General features: G+C 58.8%; 17 protein-coding genes and 1 tRNA gene. 14 read left to right on the forward strand and 4 right to left on the reverse strand.

All coding sequences use genetic code 11. The features are described 5' to 3' along the window. Positions 1-141 precede the first annotated feature (141 nt). Both WC392_12335 and WC392_12340 read left to right on the forward strand, forming a co-directional pair. The gene (locus WC392_12335) at positions 142-1,497 is read left to right on the forward strand and encodes an HD domain-containing phosphohydrolase (protein MFA5243153.1); all 1,356 of its coding nucleotides are present in this window, start codon (positions 142-144) and stop codon (positions 1,495-1,497) included. 385 nt (positions 1,498-1,882) lie between these two features. Beyond that, on the forward strand, positions 1,883-2,476 hold the full coding sequence (locus tag WC392_12340; protein ID MFA5243154.1) for a polymer-forming cytoskeletal protein: 594 nt from the start codon (positions 1,883-1,885) through the stop codon (positions 2,474-2,476). Positions 2,477-2,680: 204 nt separating this feature from the next. Here the strand turns inward: WC392_12340 and WC392_12345 are convergent, their stop codons facing one another. The 4 genes from WC392_12345 to WC392_12360 all read right to left on the reverse strand — a co-directional run bounded on the left by WC392_12345 (position 2,681) and on the right by WC392_12360 (position 5,838). Continuing rightward, complete coding sequence (locus WC392_12345; protein ID MFA5243155.1) at positions 2,681-3,340, reverse strand: hypothetical protein; 660 nt, start codon at positions 3,338-3,340, stop codon at positions 2,681-2,683. Positions 3,341-3,439: 99 nt separating this feature from the next. Further along, a tRNA-Val gene (locus tag WC392_12350) sits at positions 3,440-3,514 on the reverse strand. A gap of 81 nt (positions 3,515-3,595) precedes the next feature. Further along, positions 3,596-3,766, reverse strand: a complete 171-nt coding sequence (locus WC392_12355) for a YbdD/YjiX family protein (GenBank protein MFA5243156.1) — start codon at positions 3,764-3,766, stop codon at positions 3,596-3,598. Further along, entirely contained in the window at positions 3,766-5,838 is a 2,073-nt protein-coding gene (locus tag WC392_12360; protein MFA5243157.1) for a carbon starvation CstA family protein, read from the reverse strand. Before WC392_12360 ends, WC392_12355 begins: the two co-directional genes overlap by 1 nt. Positions 5,839-5,957: 119 nt before the next feature. On the opposite strand from WC392_12360, the gene WC392_12365 reads away from it, so the two are divergent. The 12 genes from WC392_12365 (at position 5,958) to WC392_12420 (ending at position 15,303) form a co-directional block, all read left to right on the forward strand. Further along, the gene (locus tag WC392_12365; protein ID MFA5243158.1) at positions 5,958-6,209 is read left to right on the forward strand and encodes a hypothetical protein; all 252 of its coding nucleotides are present in this window, start codon (positions 5,958-5,960) and stop codon (positions 6,207-6,209) included. Positions 6,210-6,218: 9 nt separating this feature from the next. Beyond that, positions 6,219-6,767 carry a potassium channel family protein gene (locus WC392_12370; protein MFA5243159.1) on the forward strand — a complete coding sequence of 183 codons (549 nt, stop codon included), beginning with the start codon at positions 6,219-6,221 and terminating at the stop codon, positions 6,765-6,767. 171 nt (positions 6,768-6,938) lie between these two features. Next, positions 6,939-7,166: an addiction module protein gene (locus WC392_12375; protein ID MFA5243160.1), complete on the forward strand. Its 228-nt coding sequence runs from the start codon at positions 6,939-6,941 to the stop codon at positions 7,164-7,166. Next, positions 7,163-7,492, forward strand: coding sequence for a type II toxin-antitoxin system RelE/ParE family toxin (locus WC392_12380; protein MFA5243161.1), 330 nt, complete (start codon positions 7,163-7,165; stop codon positions 7,490-7,492). Before WC392_12375 ends, WC392_12380 begins: the two co-directional genes overlap by 4 nt. 117 nt (positions 7,493-7,609) lie before the next feature. After that, the gene (glyA, locus tag WC392_12385; GenBank protein ID MFA5243162.1) at positions 7,610-8,857 is read left to right on the forward strand and encodes a serine hydroxymethyltransferase; all 1,248 of its coding nucleotides are present in this window, start codon (positions 7,610-7,612) and stop codon (positions 8,855-8,857) included. A gap of 72 nt (positions 8,858-8,929) precedes the next feature. Next, complete coding sequence (nrdR, locus tag WC392_12390) at positions 8,930-9,379, forward strand: transcriptional regulator NrdR (protein ID MFA5243163.1); 450 nt, start codon at positions 8,930-8,932, stop codon at positions 9,377-9,379. A gap of 5 nt (positions 9,380-9,384) precedes the next feature. Continuing rightward, positions 9,385-10,545: a bifunctional diaminohydroxyphosphoribosylaminopyrimidine deaminase/5-amino-6-(5-phosphoribosylamino)uracil reductase RibD gene (gene ribD / locus WC392_12395; protein ID MFA5243164.1), complete on the forward strand. Its 1,161-nt coding sequence runs from the start codon at positions 9,385-9,387 to the stop codon at positions 10,543-10,545. A gap of 12 nt (positions 10,546-10,557) precedes the next feature. Continuing rightward, positions 10,558-11,154 carry a riboflavin synthase gene (locus tag WC392_12400; protein MFA5243165.1) on the forward strand — a complete coding sequence of 199 codons (597 nt, stop codon included), beginning with the start codon at positions 10,558-10,560 and terminating at the stop codon, positions 11,152-11,154. A gap of 165 nt (positions 11,155-11,319) precedes the next feature. Next, positions 11,320-12,420 carry a bifunctional 3,4-dihydroxy-2-butanone-4-phosphate synthase/GTP cyclohydrolase II gene (gene ribBA, locus WC392_12405; protein MFA5243166.1) on the forward strand — a complete coding sequence of 367 codons (1,101 nt, stop codon included), beginning with the start codon at positions 11,320-11,322 and terminating at the stop codon, positions 12,418-12,420. 2 nt (positions 12,421-12,422) lie between these two features. After that, entirely contained in the window at positions 12,423-12,890 is a 468-nt protein-coding gene (gene ribH / locus WC392_12410; GenBank protein MFA5243167.1) for a 6,7-dimethyl-8-ribityllumazine synthase, read from the forward strand. Positions 12,891-12,901: 11 nt separating this feature from the next. Then, a complete protein-coding gene (gene nusB, locus WC392_12415) occupies positions 12,902-13,336 on the forward strand; it encodes a transcription antitermination factor NusB (GenBank protein ID MFA5243168.1) in 435 nt (144 codons plus the stop codon). Positions 13,337-13,590: 254 nt separating this feature from the next. Then, the gene (locus WC392_12420) at positions 13,591-15,303 is read left to right on the forward strand and encodes a DUF1538 domain-containing protein (GenBank protein ID MFA5243169.1); all 1,713 of its coding nucleotides are present in this window, start codon (positions 13,591-13,593) and stop codon (positions 15,301-15,303) included. Positions 15,304-15,331: the final 28 nt, after the last annotated feature.

The raw sequence follows: 15,331 nt of genomic DNA on the forward strand, positions 1-15,331 counted from the left end.
GGAGCCACTGAACAAGTGGTCATTGCCTCAGGGGGATTCCGACATTTGAGCGCAAGGCAGTCATTGATGTTAATAAAACCAAGCATTAAAACCATCACGGTCAAGAGTCTGGTCAATGTGCTGTCGGTTCTGGCGCTGGTATTGCTGCTGATCACAGGACTTAATTTCCGTTCTCTCTCTACTCAAGCCATCGAAAACCAGGCGCTGGCGCATGCCGAACTGGTCAAGGCCGGTCTGACCGCCCACATGAAGGCGGGCATTATGGACCGGCGAGATTACTATCTGGACGAGATCAAGGACCTGCTCCATGTTAATACCCTGAACATTATTCGTGGAGATGTGGTTACGAGGCAGTTTGGTCCGGGAAAGGCCCAGGAGCAGGTCGCGGATGGCATCGCCAAACAGGCTTTTGATACCAAACAACCGGTATTTATCCTTAATGAGTTTTCGCTCCAGCCAACTGCCCGCGTCATCGTGCCCTACATCGCATCGCAACAGGGAGGGCTCAACTGCCTCACCTGCCATAATGTTGCCGAGGGTACAGTGCTTGGCGGGATAGATATTGAGCTTGATGTCAAAGAGTATCGAAATCATGCTTTATGGGTAATGGTGGGTTTGCTGGCGCTATCCATAGTGGCTTTTGCGCTGGTCTTCGTGAACACTGCCCGCACCATCCGGAATCATGTTCAGCAGCCGCTGGAGACGCTTATTGATAACGCCAAGACTGCTTACATGCAGCATCAGCCGGTGAGTCCGGATCAATTCGATAGCCGCGAGTTTTCCAATGTCGCCGATGAGATTAACCTCTTCAATACAGAGATTATTGCCCATCAGGACATGCTGCAAAAAAAGAATGAGGAACTGCTCGCCCTCAATGACGAAATCGAAAGCACGCTGCGGGAGACCATCTACACCATGGGCGTGATCGAAGAGAAACGATCCCATGAGACCGCCAATCATACCCGGCGCGTTTCGCTCTACAGCCAGCTATTGGCGCAGAAGGCGGAGTTGACGCCGAGAGAGGTGGAGTTGATCGCCGCAGCGTCACCTCTGCATGATATTGGCAAACTCGGGATTCCCGATGATGTATTGATGAAGCCCGGGCGCTTCACCGAAGAAGAGCGGAATATCATGATGAACCACCCCGCCATCGGTTACGCCATGTTGAAGCACTCGCAGCGCGACACGCTGGTCGCGGCCGGCATTATTGCCCACCAGCATCAGGAGAAGTGGGATGGTACCGGCTATCCGCAGGGATTGGCCGGTGAAAATATCCATGTCTTTGGCCGCATCGTGGCGCTGGCCGACGTCTTTGATGCGCTTTATTCGCCACGCGTTTATAAGGAAGCATGGTCAGCCGAGAAAGTGGTTGACTGGTTTGGCGAACAGCGCGGCATACATTTTGATCCACGGCTGGTAGATATATTCCTCGCCAATATCGATGAGTTTGTGGCGATTTACAACCGGTACCCGGCAGATAAAGAAACCGAAATGTAATTCAAGCAGGTGCCCTGTTCGGCCGCCCTGCGCGCCGCTGTCACGTTTTTCTCCCCCCCCAATTAAACTGATGGTTAACTATTCTTCATCCGCAATGGATAAATAGAGCGCTATATTCCAGACACGTGGTTGGGTTTTACCCAGTGCAATAACGCCCGCGCCCAAAGCTTTTTTTAACGTAAAAACGGCATTTCACCGCAAGACCGCGAAGGTTCGCAAGGAACCCAGAGCTGTTGCCTCCAATGCGCCGGAATGCCTTTACTGTGCAGCTGGCTGCGCAATTTCGCATTAACCCGATATCCCGTTGATCACCGGCTGTTTGATTCAACAACCAGGACGGCTTGGCGGCACTTATCGGGACGCAAATTTCAAGAAGGAATAAATCATGTTTAAAACTTTTATGCACGCTACGGCCAAAAACAATTTCAACGAAATTGACAATCAGGCTGCGGAACCTCCCAAGGCGCCGCTGGAAATCAAGCCAGAGACTCCGGCGCCCCCCAAAAAACCGGCACCGGGTGAAGAAGGCAATAAACTGATCGTGGGTCCGAATATCAAGCTTAAAGGCCTGGAAATTACCGATTGCGAAATTCTGGTGGTTGAAGGCAGCGTCGAGGCATCCATGAACAGCCGTGACATTCGCATCGCTGAAGGCGGGGTGTTCTCGGGCAAGGCTGAAATAGAGGTGGCAGAAATAAGGGGGCTGTTCGAGGGAGAGTTGACCGCAAGCAAGAAATTGGTAATTTATGCTTCAGGAAGGGTTATCGGAAAAATTCGCTACGGCGCATTAACCATAGAAGAAGGCGGTGTTCTTTCGGGTGATGTGGCCGCGATAATCAGGGATGCGCAAAATGCCAAAACGATGCCCATTGCCGAGCCGCTGAAAGCGCTGCCAAGTCAGGCAGAAACGCACGAATTCAAGCATGTCCCCGCATCCCCTGTTCTGGGCCGTACCCCACTGGGCGGCCGGAGAAACTGACCACCAGATTGCTGGTCTGGGGGGGCAGGGTAGAGCCTGGAATTATCCTAGAAACCTCAGTTCGATAACCACGGAGGGCACGGAGAAAGGCAGTTTGCGGTCATTTAAGGCCTCACCCAACGGGTGATTGCCAAACATCATGCAATCTGTTGTTTTTACTCCGTGTTCTCCGTGAACTCCGTGGTTAACTGCTTTTTAATAGGATTATTTGCTTGAGTGCTGCTCCAGCAGTTCCTGCGCATCCCCGGCGCTGAGGAATTTCCACGGCAGGGGGAGCAGGCCGGGCACGCGTTCCATATAGCGCCGGTAAATGTCCCCGTGGTAGATCAGCAGTTTTTTCTCCTCCAGCCTGGAGCCAATGATGAAGTAAAGCGTGATCATTGCGCCGGACAACAGCAGCGAAGCATTCATGTCGCGCGTCCAGACCAGAACCAGCCCGAAGAAATACCAGGGGTGGCGGACGAAGCGGTGGAAAGGGGAGAGATGGAAATGCTCCTGGTCTTCCACGTTCCGCGTGTGCGAGCGTAACTGGCGCAGGCCCAGAAACTCCTGGGTATCGTAATATTTCAGTGAGCGGACAAAACCCAGGCAGGCCAGAAGCGCGAGCCCATTCGCCAGCCATGCCTCGGCCCCTTGCCACTGCCATAGCATCGGGCCAGGATGCTGAAACATGTGCCACAGGATCGGCAACAGCAGCAGCACGGACAGGCCATTGAATGCCAACCGGTAAATCGGCATCAGTGCAGGGCGAACGGCGGCTACACGGCGTTTTGCCCCGAGCGAGGCCAAAACGGAATGCAGGACAAAATAAGCCAGCCAGTAACACAGCAGCAGCGCCAGTTCGTGCCAGGCAGAATCAGTCATGCTTTTCTCCCGCAATTGAACTAGATCTATTCCAGCTTTTCCGCGAAAGAGCCGACGCAACGAGAAAGGGGTCAGGAAAGTCCTGACCCCTTGGTGATTTGGTGGGCGATACTGGGTTCGAACCAGTGACCCCTGCCGTGTGAAGGCAGTGCTCTACCGCTGAGCTAACCGCCCAAAATGGACCATGGAATGGTCCACCGAGGGCGCAAATTATGCCTTTTATACATAAAGGCGTCAAATAATCGGGCGTCTGTTTCAGCAGCATCGCCGGACTCCGCTCCATTTTCTTTCCTGCTCGCGCTGAAAAAATTCTTTCCGGTTTAACGCCGGTTCGTCTGGGTGGGCTTGGGCGTGATGGGCAAGGTAACGCTCATAAGCATCGTCGCCGCTCAGCCGCCGCAGTGTCGGCCAGAATTTACGCCACATCAGTCGCGCACCCAGTTTTCCACCAGACGGCTGGGCTCATGTGAAGATTCGGTGGAGGGGGGCACCGGCTTGCCCCGCAGATGCCGGCCGCAGACGCGCAGCATGTCGAAGATGATGACCCATAGCAGGATGACGAAGAATAGCGTCAGCCAGGCGTCGAGTTGCTGGTTGAAGATAAGCTGGGGTGCGACGGCGGCTTTCTCCGGCGGCAGTTTGCCGGATGCCAGTTTGGCTGCAAGGTCGTTGGCTGCGGCAAAGAAGCCGATGCGCACGTCAGCGCTGGTGAGCTTTTCCCATGCGGCGCTGCTGGTGATGATGGCGAGCCAGGTGAGGGGAATGCCGGTGACCCAGGCGAAGCGGAGTTTGCCGGATTTGACCAGGATGCCGGTGCCCACCGACAGGGCGATGGCCGCCAGCATCTGGTTGGAGATGCCAAACAGCGGCCACAGGATGTTGACGCCGCCGTTGGGGTCGATCACGCCGATATAGAGGAAATAGCCCCAGGCGGCAACGATGACGGCGGAGCTGAGAATCACCGAGGGATACCACGAAGTCTGGCCCAGGCGCGGCCACAGGTTGCCGAGGAAATCCTGCAGCATGAAGCGCCCGACACGCGTGCCGGCATCCAGCGTGGTGAGGATGAACACCGCCTCGAACATGATGGCAAAGTGGTACCACATGGCGAGCATACCCTGCCCGAAGGCGCTGCCGAAAATACTGGCCATGCCGACCGCCAGCGAGGGCGCGCCGCCGGTGCGGGCGAACAGGGTGGTTTCGCCCATGTCGCGCGCCAGCTGTTCCATCTGTGCCACGCTGACCGGATAGCCCCAGGAGGAGATGGTGGCGACGGCTTCGGCGGCCGTCTTGCCGACCACGCCCGCCGGGCTGTTGATGGCGAAGAATACGCCGGGGTCGAGCACGGTCGCGGCGATCATGGCCATGATGGCGACGAAGGATTCGAGCAGCATGCCGCCATAGCCGATCATGCGGATATCTTTTTCATTGGCCAGCAGCTTGGGTGTGGTGCCGGAAGCCACCAGAGAATGGAAGCCGGAAACCGCGCCGCAGGCGATGGTAATGAACACGAAGGGGAACACGCTGCCGCCGAAGATCGGGCCGCTGCCGTCGATGAACTGGGTCACGGCGGGCATCCTGATTTCCGGCTGCATGACGATGATGGCGATGGCCAGCAGCAGAATGGTACCCAGTTTCATGAAGGTGGAAAGATAGTCACGCGGCGCCAGCAGCATCCATACCGGCAGGATGGCAGCGAGAAAACCGTAGCCGATGACGAACCAGGCCAGGGTCAGGCCGGGGTGATCGAAGAGCGGGCGCAGTACAGGGTTGCCGTCGATCCATCCCCCTCCGGCCACGGCCAGCAGGAGCAGGACGAGCCCGAGAAGCGAACCTTCCAGCACCCGGCCGGGGCGGATGCTGCGCATGTAAAGGCCGACCAGCATGGCGATGGGGATGGTGGCGGCCACGGTGGAAGTGGCCCAGGGGCTGTGTTTCATGGCGTTGACCACCACCAGCCCGAGCACGGCGATGAGGATGATCATGATCATCAGGGTGCCCACCAGCGCCGCGATGCCGCCGATGGGGCCGAGTTCGTCGCGGGCCATCTGGCCCAGGCTGCGGCCATTGCGCCGGGTGGAGAAGAACAGCGTGGTCATGTCCTGCACGCAGCCGCCCAGCACCGCGCCGATGAGAATCCACAGGGTGCCGGGCAGGTAGCCGAACTGCGCCGCGAGGGTGGGGCCGATCAGCGGGCCGGGGCCGGCGATGGCGGCAAAGTGGTGGCCGAACACGATCCAGCGGTTGGTGGGAACGAAATCGCGCCCGTCGTCGAAGCGTTCCGCCGGGGTGGCGCGGGTTTCGTCCAGGGTGAGGACGGTGGCGGCAATCCAGGCGGCGTAGAAGCGGTAAGCCAGGGCAAAGACGCAGGCGGCGGCGGTGATCAGCCAGATGGCGTTGATCGATTCGCCGCGGTTAAGGGCGATGCCGCTCAGGGCAAAGGCGCCCAGAATGGCGACCAGCAGCCATCCCAGAGCGCGCACGGCAATATTGTTCATGCGGACAGTTTCCGGAACCAGACCAGGCGAATGATAGCAATAGCGTGGGCAACTTGGGAGCGCGTTGAGGGGGCGATCCATAGTAAAATCCGGAGAAACTGGGAAGGTAAGGAGTTTGCATGGCTATGGATTTGCGCCGCTGGTTCGGTATGGGGGGCGTGCCGCCCCACGACAATCCACGCGCCTACGTCTGGGAGCATCGCCTGCACTGGATCATGGTGGTCGTCGCGCTGCTCGCCTTGCCAGCCTTTTATCTGGAGGTGCTGCAAAGCAATGCGCCCCTGCAACACATCGGCTGGGAACTGGACATGTTCATTTTCCTGGCCTTCAGCCTTGAAACGACATGGATGCTGTACCTGTGCCATGACTAGCTGGCTTATCTGAAATACAACTGGCTCAATGCCCTGATTATCGGCGCCTCAGGACTTGGCCTGGCCGGCCTGCCCAGCGATTGGCTGCCGCTGGTGCGTCTGTTGCGAATTGCCTACGTGGCCCTGGTCGTGGCGCGTCTGCTGACATCCGTGCGCACCCTGCTCTCCACCAACGCCATTCCCTACGCGTTTATCCTCGGCATTATCGCCCTGACCGTCGCTGGTGCAGGATTCTACTGGCTGGAGCCGACGATACACAGCTTCGGCGAAGGCTTGTGGCTGGCCTTCATTACCGGCGCGACCGTGGGTTATGGAGATTTTGTTCCGACTTCCACACCCGCGCGCTTTTTGGCCGTAATCATGGTGATCGTCGGGTTTTCCGTGCTTTCTCTGGTCACCGCGAGCATTTCCGCCTTTTTCGTGGGCGAGGATGAAAAAAAGCTGCGCCACGAAATGCATCACGATATACAGGAACTGCGCAGGGAGATCGGGATGTTGCGCTCGGAGCTACAGTCGGGTGGCGCGGTTCAGGGCGCGACAAAAAAAGAAGCTGACTGAACGACGTTTGTGTATCACCCCCTACATTGACTGGTGCGGCCAATTGGAGTCCCACCAATGACGCCAACCCTGTGCTCAAGCGGGGTTGCGCAAAAGCGCGCCCCATACGTTCGACATAGAGTAGCGATGCGAGCTAGAATTGCCTCGTTAGTTTTGAATGGAGTCCAGATCATGAACACGCCACTCTTGCAGCAAGCTCGTGTGCTCGACATCGACGAGCAGATCGAACTGGCTGAAGCCATCTGGGACGGTATCGTTAGTCGTGGTGCCGCGCCATCGTTGACCGAAGCGCAGAAAACGGAACTTGACCGACGCCTCGCAGATCACCTGGCAAATCCAAACGATGTGGTTTCCTGGGGCGAAGTAAAAGCAGCCGCTCTTGCCAAAATCAGGCAATGAGCCTGCCCGTCACTTTTCATCGTGCCGCCAGTGCAGAGTTCATCGAAGCAAGTGCGTGGTATGAGACCAAACGAGTTGGCCTTGCTCTTGACTTCATGACCGAGATTGACCGTTGCGTGTCGCTGGCATCTGAACACCCTCTCCAGTTTGCCGTTGTTCGTGAGGACATTCGGCGTGTTGTCGCCAATCATTTTCCGTACAGCGTTTATTTTCGTGCGGAGGAAAGCCGCATCGTTGTCTTGGCGGTATTTCATGGCAACAGAGACCCCTCCATTTGGCAAACCAGAACTATCCGAACTGCTGGCGAAGGAAGTGACAGAGCATAATTCATCGTCACGGCCCCAGTGAACCATCTGTTTCATCGGGCGTTTGCCGTAATTGGATAAACCCTTGTCGGTCATGCTAAAATTCCCGTTTTTTCCAAAGCCGAGTGAAAGGCCACCATGTTCAGCGCAAAAAATACCCTTGCAAAGGATGATCCCGATCTGTGGAAGGCGATCGAGCAGGAACGCCAGCGCCAGGAAGACCACATCGAACTGATTGCCTCCGAAAACTACACCAGCCCGGCGGTGATGGAAGCACAGGGCTCGGTGCTGACCAACAAGTACGCCGAGGGTTACCCCGGCAAGCGCTACTACGGCGGTTGCGAGTATGTCGACATTGCCGAGCAGCTTGCGATTGATCGCGTCAAGAAACTGTTCGGCGCCGAGGCAGCCAACGTGCAGCCCAACTCCGGCTCCCAGGCTAATCAGGCCGTATTCATGGCTTTCCTCAAACCCGGCGACACCATCATGGGCATGAGCCTGGCCGAGGGCGGTCACCTTACCCACGGCATGGCGCTCAACATGAGCGGCAAGTGGTTCAATGTCGTCGCCTATGGCATGAACGAAAAGGAAGAAATCGACTACGACCGCATGGAAGCGCTGGCGCATGAGCACAAGCCGAAACTGATCATCGCCGGCGCATCGGCTTATTCACTGAAGATCGACTTCGAACGTTTCGCCAAGGTGGCCAAGACTGTTGGTGCAATTTTCATGGTGGATATGGCGCACTATGCAGGGCTGATCGCCGCCGGCGTTTACCCCAACCCGGTGCCGCATGCCGACGTGGTCACTTCCACCACCCACAAGACACTGCGGGGCCCGAGGGGCGGCATTATCCTGATGAAGGCGGAGCACGAAAAAGCCATCAACTCGGCCATTTTCCCCGGCTTGCAGGGCGGGCCGCTGATGCACGTCATCGCCGGCAAGGCGGTGGCTTTCCGCGAGGCCATGGGCAAGGACTTCAAGCATTACCAGGAGCAGGTGCTCGCCAATGCGCTGGTGATGTGCAAGGTGCTTACCGAACGTGGCTTGCGCATCATCTCGGGCCGCACCGAGTCCCATGTTTTCCTGGTCGATCTGCGTGCCATGAAGCTGACTGGCAAGGAAGCCGAAGCTGCGCTGGGCAAGGCACACATCACGGTAAACAAGAATGCCATCCCCAACGACCCGGAAAAACCTTTCGTCACCAGCGGCATCCGCCTCGGCACCCCGGCCATGACCACGCGCGGCTTCAGGGAGATCGAAGCCGAGCATCTGGCCAATCTGATCGCCGATGTGCTGGCCGCCCCCACCGATGAAGCCGTGCTGTCACGCGTGGCCAGCGAAGCCAAGGCGATGTGCGCGAAGTTTCCGGTGTATGGCGCTTGACGAGATAGGCGTGGGGTGTGAGGAGGCTGGGGTTTACTCCTCACTCCTCACCCCTCACTCCTCACCCGCTCAATGAAATGCCCCTTCTGCGGCGAAGCCGATACCCAGGTCATTGATTCGCGCATCAGCGAGGAAGGCGTCAGCGTGCGCCGCCGCCGTCGTTGCACGAGCTGCGAGAAGCGTTTTACCACCTACGAAACAGCGGAGCTCAGGATGCCGGCGGTGGTGAAGCAGAATGGCAGCCGCGAGGAGTTCAGCCGCGAGAAGATCCGCACCAGCTTCATGCGCGCCCTCAACAAGCGTCCGGTTTCCACCAGTCTGGTGGATGGTGCCATCCAGCATATCGAGCAGAAAATGCTCAGCCTGGGTGAGCGCGAAATCCCTTCCCTGAAGGTGGGTGAAATGGTGATGAACGAACTGCGCAAGCTCGACAAGGTGGCCTATATCCGCTTTGCCTCGGTGTATCGCAGCTTCGAGGACGTGGACGACTTCCGCGACGTGATCAAGGACCTGGACAAATAGCTTCCGTGTTTTCCGCCGCCGACCATGCTTATATGGCCCAGTCACTGCAGTTGGCGCAGCAGGGGCTTTACACCACCACGCCCAATCCGCGCGTGGGATGCGTGATCGTGCAAGGCGGCAAGGTAGTGGGGGAAGGCTGGCACGAGCGCGCGGGCGAGCCGCACGCCGAAGTCCATGCCCTGAAACGGGCCGGAGAAGCCGCGCGGGGCGCGACGGTGTATGTCACGCTTGAGCCGTGCAGCCATTACGGCCGTACCCCGCCCTGCGCGGAGGCGCTGATCAGGGCGGGCGCGGGACGGGTGGTGGTGGCGATGCGCGACCCCAACCCCATGGTGTCCGGGCAGGGCATCGCCATGCTGGAACTGGCGGGGATTCCCACCGCCTGCGGGCTGCTGGAAAACGAGGCGCGCGAACTGAATGCCGGTTTCATCTCGCGCATGGAGCGTGGCCGGCCCTGGCTGCGGCTCAAGGTGGCCGCCACGCTGGACGGCAAGACGGCGCTGAATAACGGCGTCAGCCAATGGATCACCGGGCCGGATGCGCGGCGCGATGCGCACCGCCTGCGCGCCCGTTCCTGCGCCATGCTGACCGGGATCGGCACGGTGCTGGCGGACGACCCCGCGCTCAATGTGCGCGAGGTCGAGACTTCGCGCCAGCCGCTCAAGGTGGTGGTGGACGCCGGACTGCGCATGCCGCCGAACGCGAAGATTTTGCAGGGCGCGAAAACGCTGGTCGTGACCGGTTGCGCAGACGAGGCTCTGATCCGGCCCTTGCAGGATGCCGGCGCCGAGGTGCTGGTGCTGCCGGCGCAGCAGGGCCGGATCGACCTGGTGCAACTGCTGCGCGAACTGGGCAGGCGGGGCTGCAACGAAGTGACTGCGGAAGCGGGCAAGGGGCTCAACGGTGCGCTGCTGCAGGCCGGTGTGGTGGATGAGCTGGTGATGTATCTGGCGCCCATGCTGTTTGGCGACAAGGCACAGGGCATGTTCGGCCTGCCGGAAATCGGGGCGATGGAGCAGCGCCTGGAACTGGACCTCAGGGATGTACGCATGCTCGGGTGCGATATGCGCGTTACGGCGCGTTTGACGGCCAAGGCCGTTCCCCTCTCTCCTAACTCTCTCCCAGAGGGAGAGAGGGACGCTGTATCGCTGCGCGAGTTTTATTAAGGAAAAATCATAATGTTTACCGGCATCATTCAGGCGGTGGGGAAAATCACCGCCATCGAACCCTTGCAGCAGGGCGTGCGCCTCTCCATCGACGCGGGCGGCCTGGATATGAGCGACGTGGCGCTGGGCGACAGCATCGCAGCCAACGGTGTATGCCTGACGGTGATCGAGAAAACCGCCAATGGCTACCAGGTCGATGTCTCGCGCGAAACGCTGAACTGCACCGCAGGGCTGGGCGAGCCCGGCGAAGTCAACCTGGAAAAGGCGCTGCGCCTGTCCGACCGGCTGGGCGGGCACCTGGTGAGCGGCCACGTGGATGGCGTGGGCGAAGTGGTGAAGTTCGCGCCAGTGGGCGAGTCGCACGAACTGGTGATCCGCGCCCCCAAAGCCCTGGCACGCTATATCGCCCACAAGGGCTCGATCACGGTCAACGGGGTGAGCCTGACGGTCAACTGGGTGAAAGACGAGGACTTCAGCATCAACCTGATTCCCCACACCATTCAAGCCACCAATTTCAAACATCTGCGCGCCGGCAAACCGGTCAACCTGGAAGTCGACCTGGTGGCGCGCTATCTGGAACGCATGCTGAGTTACGGCAAGGACGAATAAACCTGGAAAAATCAGTTAACCACGGGGCACACAGGGTACACAGGGTAAAATCGAGGACTATGAAGTATTGGGTAAATATTCGTTATGAGAACGGATTCCCAGGCTCAAACGCTCTTGCCTTCCCCGTGATCCCCGTGGTTAAGATTTAGTTTTAAGGATAAATATATGAATATAAGCCCGATACAAGACATAATCGCCGACTTCAAAATCGGCAAGATGGTCGTCCTGGTGGACGAGGAAGACCGCGAGAACGAGGGCGACCTGGTGCTGGCGGCCGAATTCGTCACCCCGGAAGCCATCAATTTCATGGCCAGGCATGGCCGTGGCCTGATCTGCCTGACCCTGACCGAGGCGCGCTGCCGCCAGCTCGACCTGCCGCTCATGGTGTCGAGCAACAAGGCGCCGCTGGGCACCAATTTCACCGTTTCAATCGAGGCGGCGGAAGGCGTAACCACGGGCATCTCCGCCGCCGACCGCGCCAAGACCGTGCTGGCGGCGGTGAAGAAGGATGCAAGCGTGAATGACATCGTGCAGCCCGGACACATTTTTCCGCTCAAGGCGCAGAATGGCGGCGTGCTGGTGCGTGCCGGGCATACCGAGGCGGGCTGTGATCTGGCTGCGCTGGCCGGGCTGGAACCAGCCGCGGTGATTTGCGAGATTCTCAAGGAAGACGGCGAAATGGCTCGTCTGCCCGACCTGCTGGAATATGCCAAAAAACATGATCTCAAGATCGGTACCATCGCCGACCTGATTCACTACCGCAGCCAGACCGAAAGCCTGGTGGAGCGCGTGGCGGAGAAAGCCGTGCAGACAGCCTACGGTGAATTCCAGTTGGTCACCTATCACGACAAGACCGCCAACGAAGTGCATCTGGCGCTGGTGAAAGGCGAGATCAAGGCTGGAGAGGAAACCCTGGTGCGCGTGCATGAGCCGCTGTCGGTGATGGATTTTATCGACACCACCAGTTTCGAGCATTCCTTCAGCGTGCACCAGGCAATGCAGGCCGTGGCCGATGCGGGCAAGGGCGTGATCGTGCTGATGCGGCGCGGCGGTGAGTCCCCTGCCAGCCTGCTGGCGCGCATCCAGCGCAGCGAACCCAAAGCCCCTGCCAAGGTGGATTTGCGCAATTATGGTATCGGCGCACAGATCCTGCGCGACCTCAATGTCACCAAAATGCGTCTGCTCTCGCTGCCGCGCAAGATGCCGAGCATGACGGGCTTCGACCTGGAAGTGACTGGCTATTACGAACCGAAACAGGAAAACTGATAATGGGAATTTCCAACAAACTGCCTGAATTCCATCCCGACCTGAACGGTGCCGGCCTGAAAATCGGCATCGCCATGAGCCGCTTCAATATCGACGTGTGCGAGGGGTTGCTGGGCGCCTGCGTGACCGAGTTGCTCAAGCTGGGCGTGGCCAAGGAAGATATTTACCTGGCGAGCGTGCCCGGTGCGCTGGAAATTCCGCTGGCGCTGCAAAAGATGGCGAAAAGCGGCAAATTCGACGCGTTGGTGGCCCTTGGCGCGATCATTCGCGGCGAGACCTACCACTTTGAATTGGTGGCCAACGAATCCGGCAGCGGCGTGACCCGCATTATGCTGGACAGCGGCATGCCCATCGCCAACGTTATCCTGACTGTGGAAAACGAGGAACAGGCCTTGGCCCGCATGGCGGAAAAAGGCGCCGATTCGGCGCGGGTGGTGGTTGAGATGGTTAATCTGCTGAAGAAAATTTAAATAGGCTCTACATGAAAAAAAACCGCCGCAAAGCGCGCGAACTCGCTGTTCAGGGGCTTTACCAGCGCCAGCTTACTGGCGACGCAGTGGAAACAATCGAAGCTCAGCTGCGCGAGCACGAAGAATTCGAAAAGATCGATGGGGAACATTTTTCCGCCATACTCCATGGCGCAATCAAGGATGTGACCAATCTGGAAAGCAAGCTCCAGCCCTGCCTCGACCGGCCCATGGAAAGCCTGAGCCCGGTTGAGCGCGCCGTCCTGCTGGTGGCGACCTACGAGTTCGTGCATCACCTGGAAATCCCCTACCGCGTGGTGATCAACGAAGCCATCGAACTGGCCAAGTGTTTTGGCGGAACGGATGGTTACAAGTACGTCAACGGCGTGCTCGACAAGCTGGCTGCCAGCGAGCGGGCCAGCGAGGTCAACGCGGCAAAGGTAAAGTAAGCAACCCCCGAATTAATACCGGACCTGCAATTCCGGTTTAATCTTCCGCCTTGCTCTGGCTATAATCCCGGATTGTTTATTGGAATGCATGTGCGGTAGGAGCGCCGCCCCCGGCGCGAATGTAAGCAAAAATCGCGGCGAGGGCGCCGCTCCCACGGCGGTGTTTTGGCGCCAGGAATCCCAGTGGGGAGATGACGGGACTGTGAAATAAATCAGCGTCTCCCTAATGGAGATAATCCGGGATAATCAGACTCATGGCGAAAAAACTCCGTTACGGTGATTATCTCGGCGCAGTGCGGCACCGGCAGCGCAAGCTCAGCTACAACGAAGTTGTCGCGCATACCCGGCGCTCTCCGCGTAAAACCAAATTGCGTCCGCGCGATTTTTATCGTCTCCTTGCCCCCTATATTGGCGTGCGTTTTGCCGAACAGTTGATGGCAGTCGTGCCGCTGGCAGCGTTTCTGGTGTTCTTCGAGGTTGCTGTGCTGGATTCGGCGGTGAGCGGCTGGGAAGGCATTGCCCTGGGCATGGCGGCGGTGATCCTTGGCCTGATGCTGTTCATGGAAGGGGTCAAGCGCGGCCTCATGCCATTCAGCGAGAATATCGGCTATACCATGCCGGGCAAGTTTTCCACCCCGATGGTCCTGGGTGTAGCCTTCGTGCTGGGTTTCATGGCCACGCTTGCCGAGCCGGCCATCGGTGCGCTCAGGGCGGCCGGCAGTCTGGTGAGCCGCGATGAAACGCCATATTTGCATCTTTTGCTCAATGAGCGCTCGGATTTGCTGGTGTTATCGGTGGGCTTCGGGGTCGGCCTGGCCGTTCTGGCCGGGGTGCTGCGTTTCATTTTCGGCTGGAGCCTCAAATCCCTGATTATCGCCACCCTGGTGCCATGTCTCGGCATGACCCTGTTTTTCTCCCTGGATGGCCGGCTGGAGCCGATCATCGGGCTGGCCTGGGATTGCGGTGCGATCACCACGGGACCGGTGACGGTGCCGCTGGTACTGGCCATCGGGATTGGCGTGTCTGCCGCCACCAGCAAGGAAGACAACCCGCTTTCCGGTTTCGGTATTGTCACCCTGGCCTCGCTGTTCCCGCCCATCGCGGTGATGTCGCTTGGCCTGGCGCTTTCATTGGGCGATTTTCCGGTGCTGGATAGCGCTTTGAAAATTACCGCCAAGACGGCATGGTATGAGCGTTCCCCTTTTGATGACATCATCGCTGCGCTGCGCGCCATTCTGCCGCTGACCCTGTTCCTCTGGCTGGTGCAGCACTGGTGGCTGAAGAGCCCGGTGAAGGAAGGAAAAATCCTGCTGTACGGCATCGCCCTGGCGGTATTGGGCATGATGCTTTTCAATATTGGCCTGGATTACGGCCTGACGCCCCTGGGCGGACAGGCGGGCGGGATGGTGCCGGCCGCTTTTGCCACTTTCCCGGACATTCAGGGTTCGCCGCTGTATCCATACTGGATGGGCATCGGACTTGCCCTGCTGTTTGCCCTGCTGCTCGGCTTTGGCGCCACGCTGGCGGAACCTGCGCTGAATGCCATGGGCGTCACGGTACAGAACCTGACCGATGGCGCTTTTACCAAAACACTGCTGATGCATGCGGTGGCGGTGGGGGTGGGCCTGGGTGTGGCCCTGGGCGTGGCAAAGGTGATTTTTGCAATCCCGATTGTGCTGCTCATTCTCCCGTCCTATCTGCTGGCCCTCGCCCTGACGGTGATTTCCAGTGAGGAATTTGTCAATCTGGCCTGGGATAGCGCCGGGGTGACCACCGGCCCGGTGACCGTGCCACTGGTTCTGGCCCTGGGACTGGGATTGGGCAAGGCGGTTGGCGCACAGGATGGGTTCGGCATCCTGGCGATGGCTTCGGTCGGGCCGATTCTAAGCGTGCTCCTGACCGGGCTGTGGATTCGCTGGCGGGTGAAGAGGCGTCGTATGGCTATGGAAAGGACAAACCACGGGTGAACCCAGATCGGCCATTAAACCTATAAAA

Source organism: Sulfuricella sp. (assembly GCA_041651995.1).
GTDB lineage: Bacteria > Pseudomonadota > Gammaproteobacteria > Burkholderiales > Sulfuricellaceae > Sulfurimicrobium.

Bases quoted from the DNA above. Each gene is read 5' to 3' on its own strand.
- WC392_12340 (MFA5243154.1), top strand. From the start codon at position 1,883: ATGTTTAAAACTTTTATGCACGCTACGGCCAAAAACAATTTCAACGAA.
- WC392_12400 (MFA5243165.1), top strand. From the start codon at position 10,558: ATGTTTACCGGCATCATTCAGGCGGTGGGGAAAATCACCGCCATCGAA.
- WC392_12380 (MFA5243161.1), top strand. From the start codon at position 7,163: ATGAGCCTGCCCGTCACTTTTCATCGTGCCGCCAGTGCAGAGTTCATC.
- glyA (MFA5243162.1), top strand. From the start codon at position 7,610: ATGTTCAGCGCAAAAAATACCCTTGCAAAGGATGATCCCGATCTGTGG.
- nrdR (MFA5243163.1), top strand. From the start codon at position 8,930: ATGAAATGCCCCTTCTGCGGCGAAGCCGATACCCAGGTCATTGATTCG.
- ribBA (MFA5243166.1), top strand. From the start codon at position 11,320: ATGAATATAAGCCCGATACAAGACATAATCGCCGACTTCAAAATCGGC.
- WC392_12355 (MFA5243156.1), bottom strand. From the start codon at position 3,766: ATGTGGCGTAAATTCTGGCCGACACTGCGGCGGCTGAGCGGCGACGAT.
- ribH (MFA5243167.1), top strand. From the start codon at position 12,423: ATGGGAATTTCCAACAAACTGCCTGAATTCCATCCCGACCTGAACGGT.
- WC392_12365 (MFA5243158.1), top strand. From the start codon at position 5,958: ATGGCTATGGATTTGCGCCGCTGGTTCGGTATGGGGGGCGTGCCGCCC.
- WC392_12360 (MFA5243157.1), bottom strand. From the start codon at position 5,838: ATGAACAATATTGCCGTGCGCGCTCTGGGATGGCTGCTGGTCGCCATT.
- WC392_12375 (MFA5243160.1), top strand. From the start codon at position 6,939: ATGAACACGCCACTCTTGCAGCAAGCTCGTGTGCTCGACATCGACGAG.
- WC392_12420 (MFA5243169.1), top strand. From the start codon at position 13,591: ATGGCGAAAAAACTCCGTTACGGTGATTATCTCGGCGCAGTGCGGCAC.
- WC392_12345 (MFA5243155.1), bottom strand. From the start codon at position 3,340: ATGACTGATTCTGCCTGGCACGAACTGGCGCTGCTGCTGTGTTACTGG.
- nusB (MFA5243168.1), top strand. From the start codon at position 12,902: ATGAAAAAAAACCGCCGCAAAGCGCGCGAACTCGCTGTTCAGGGGCTT.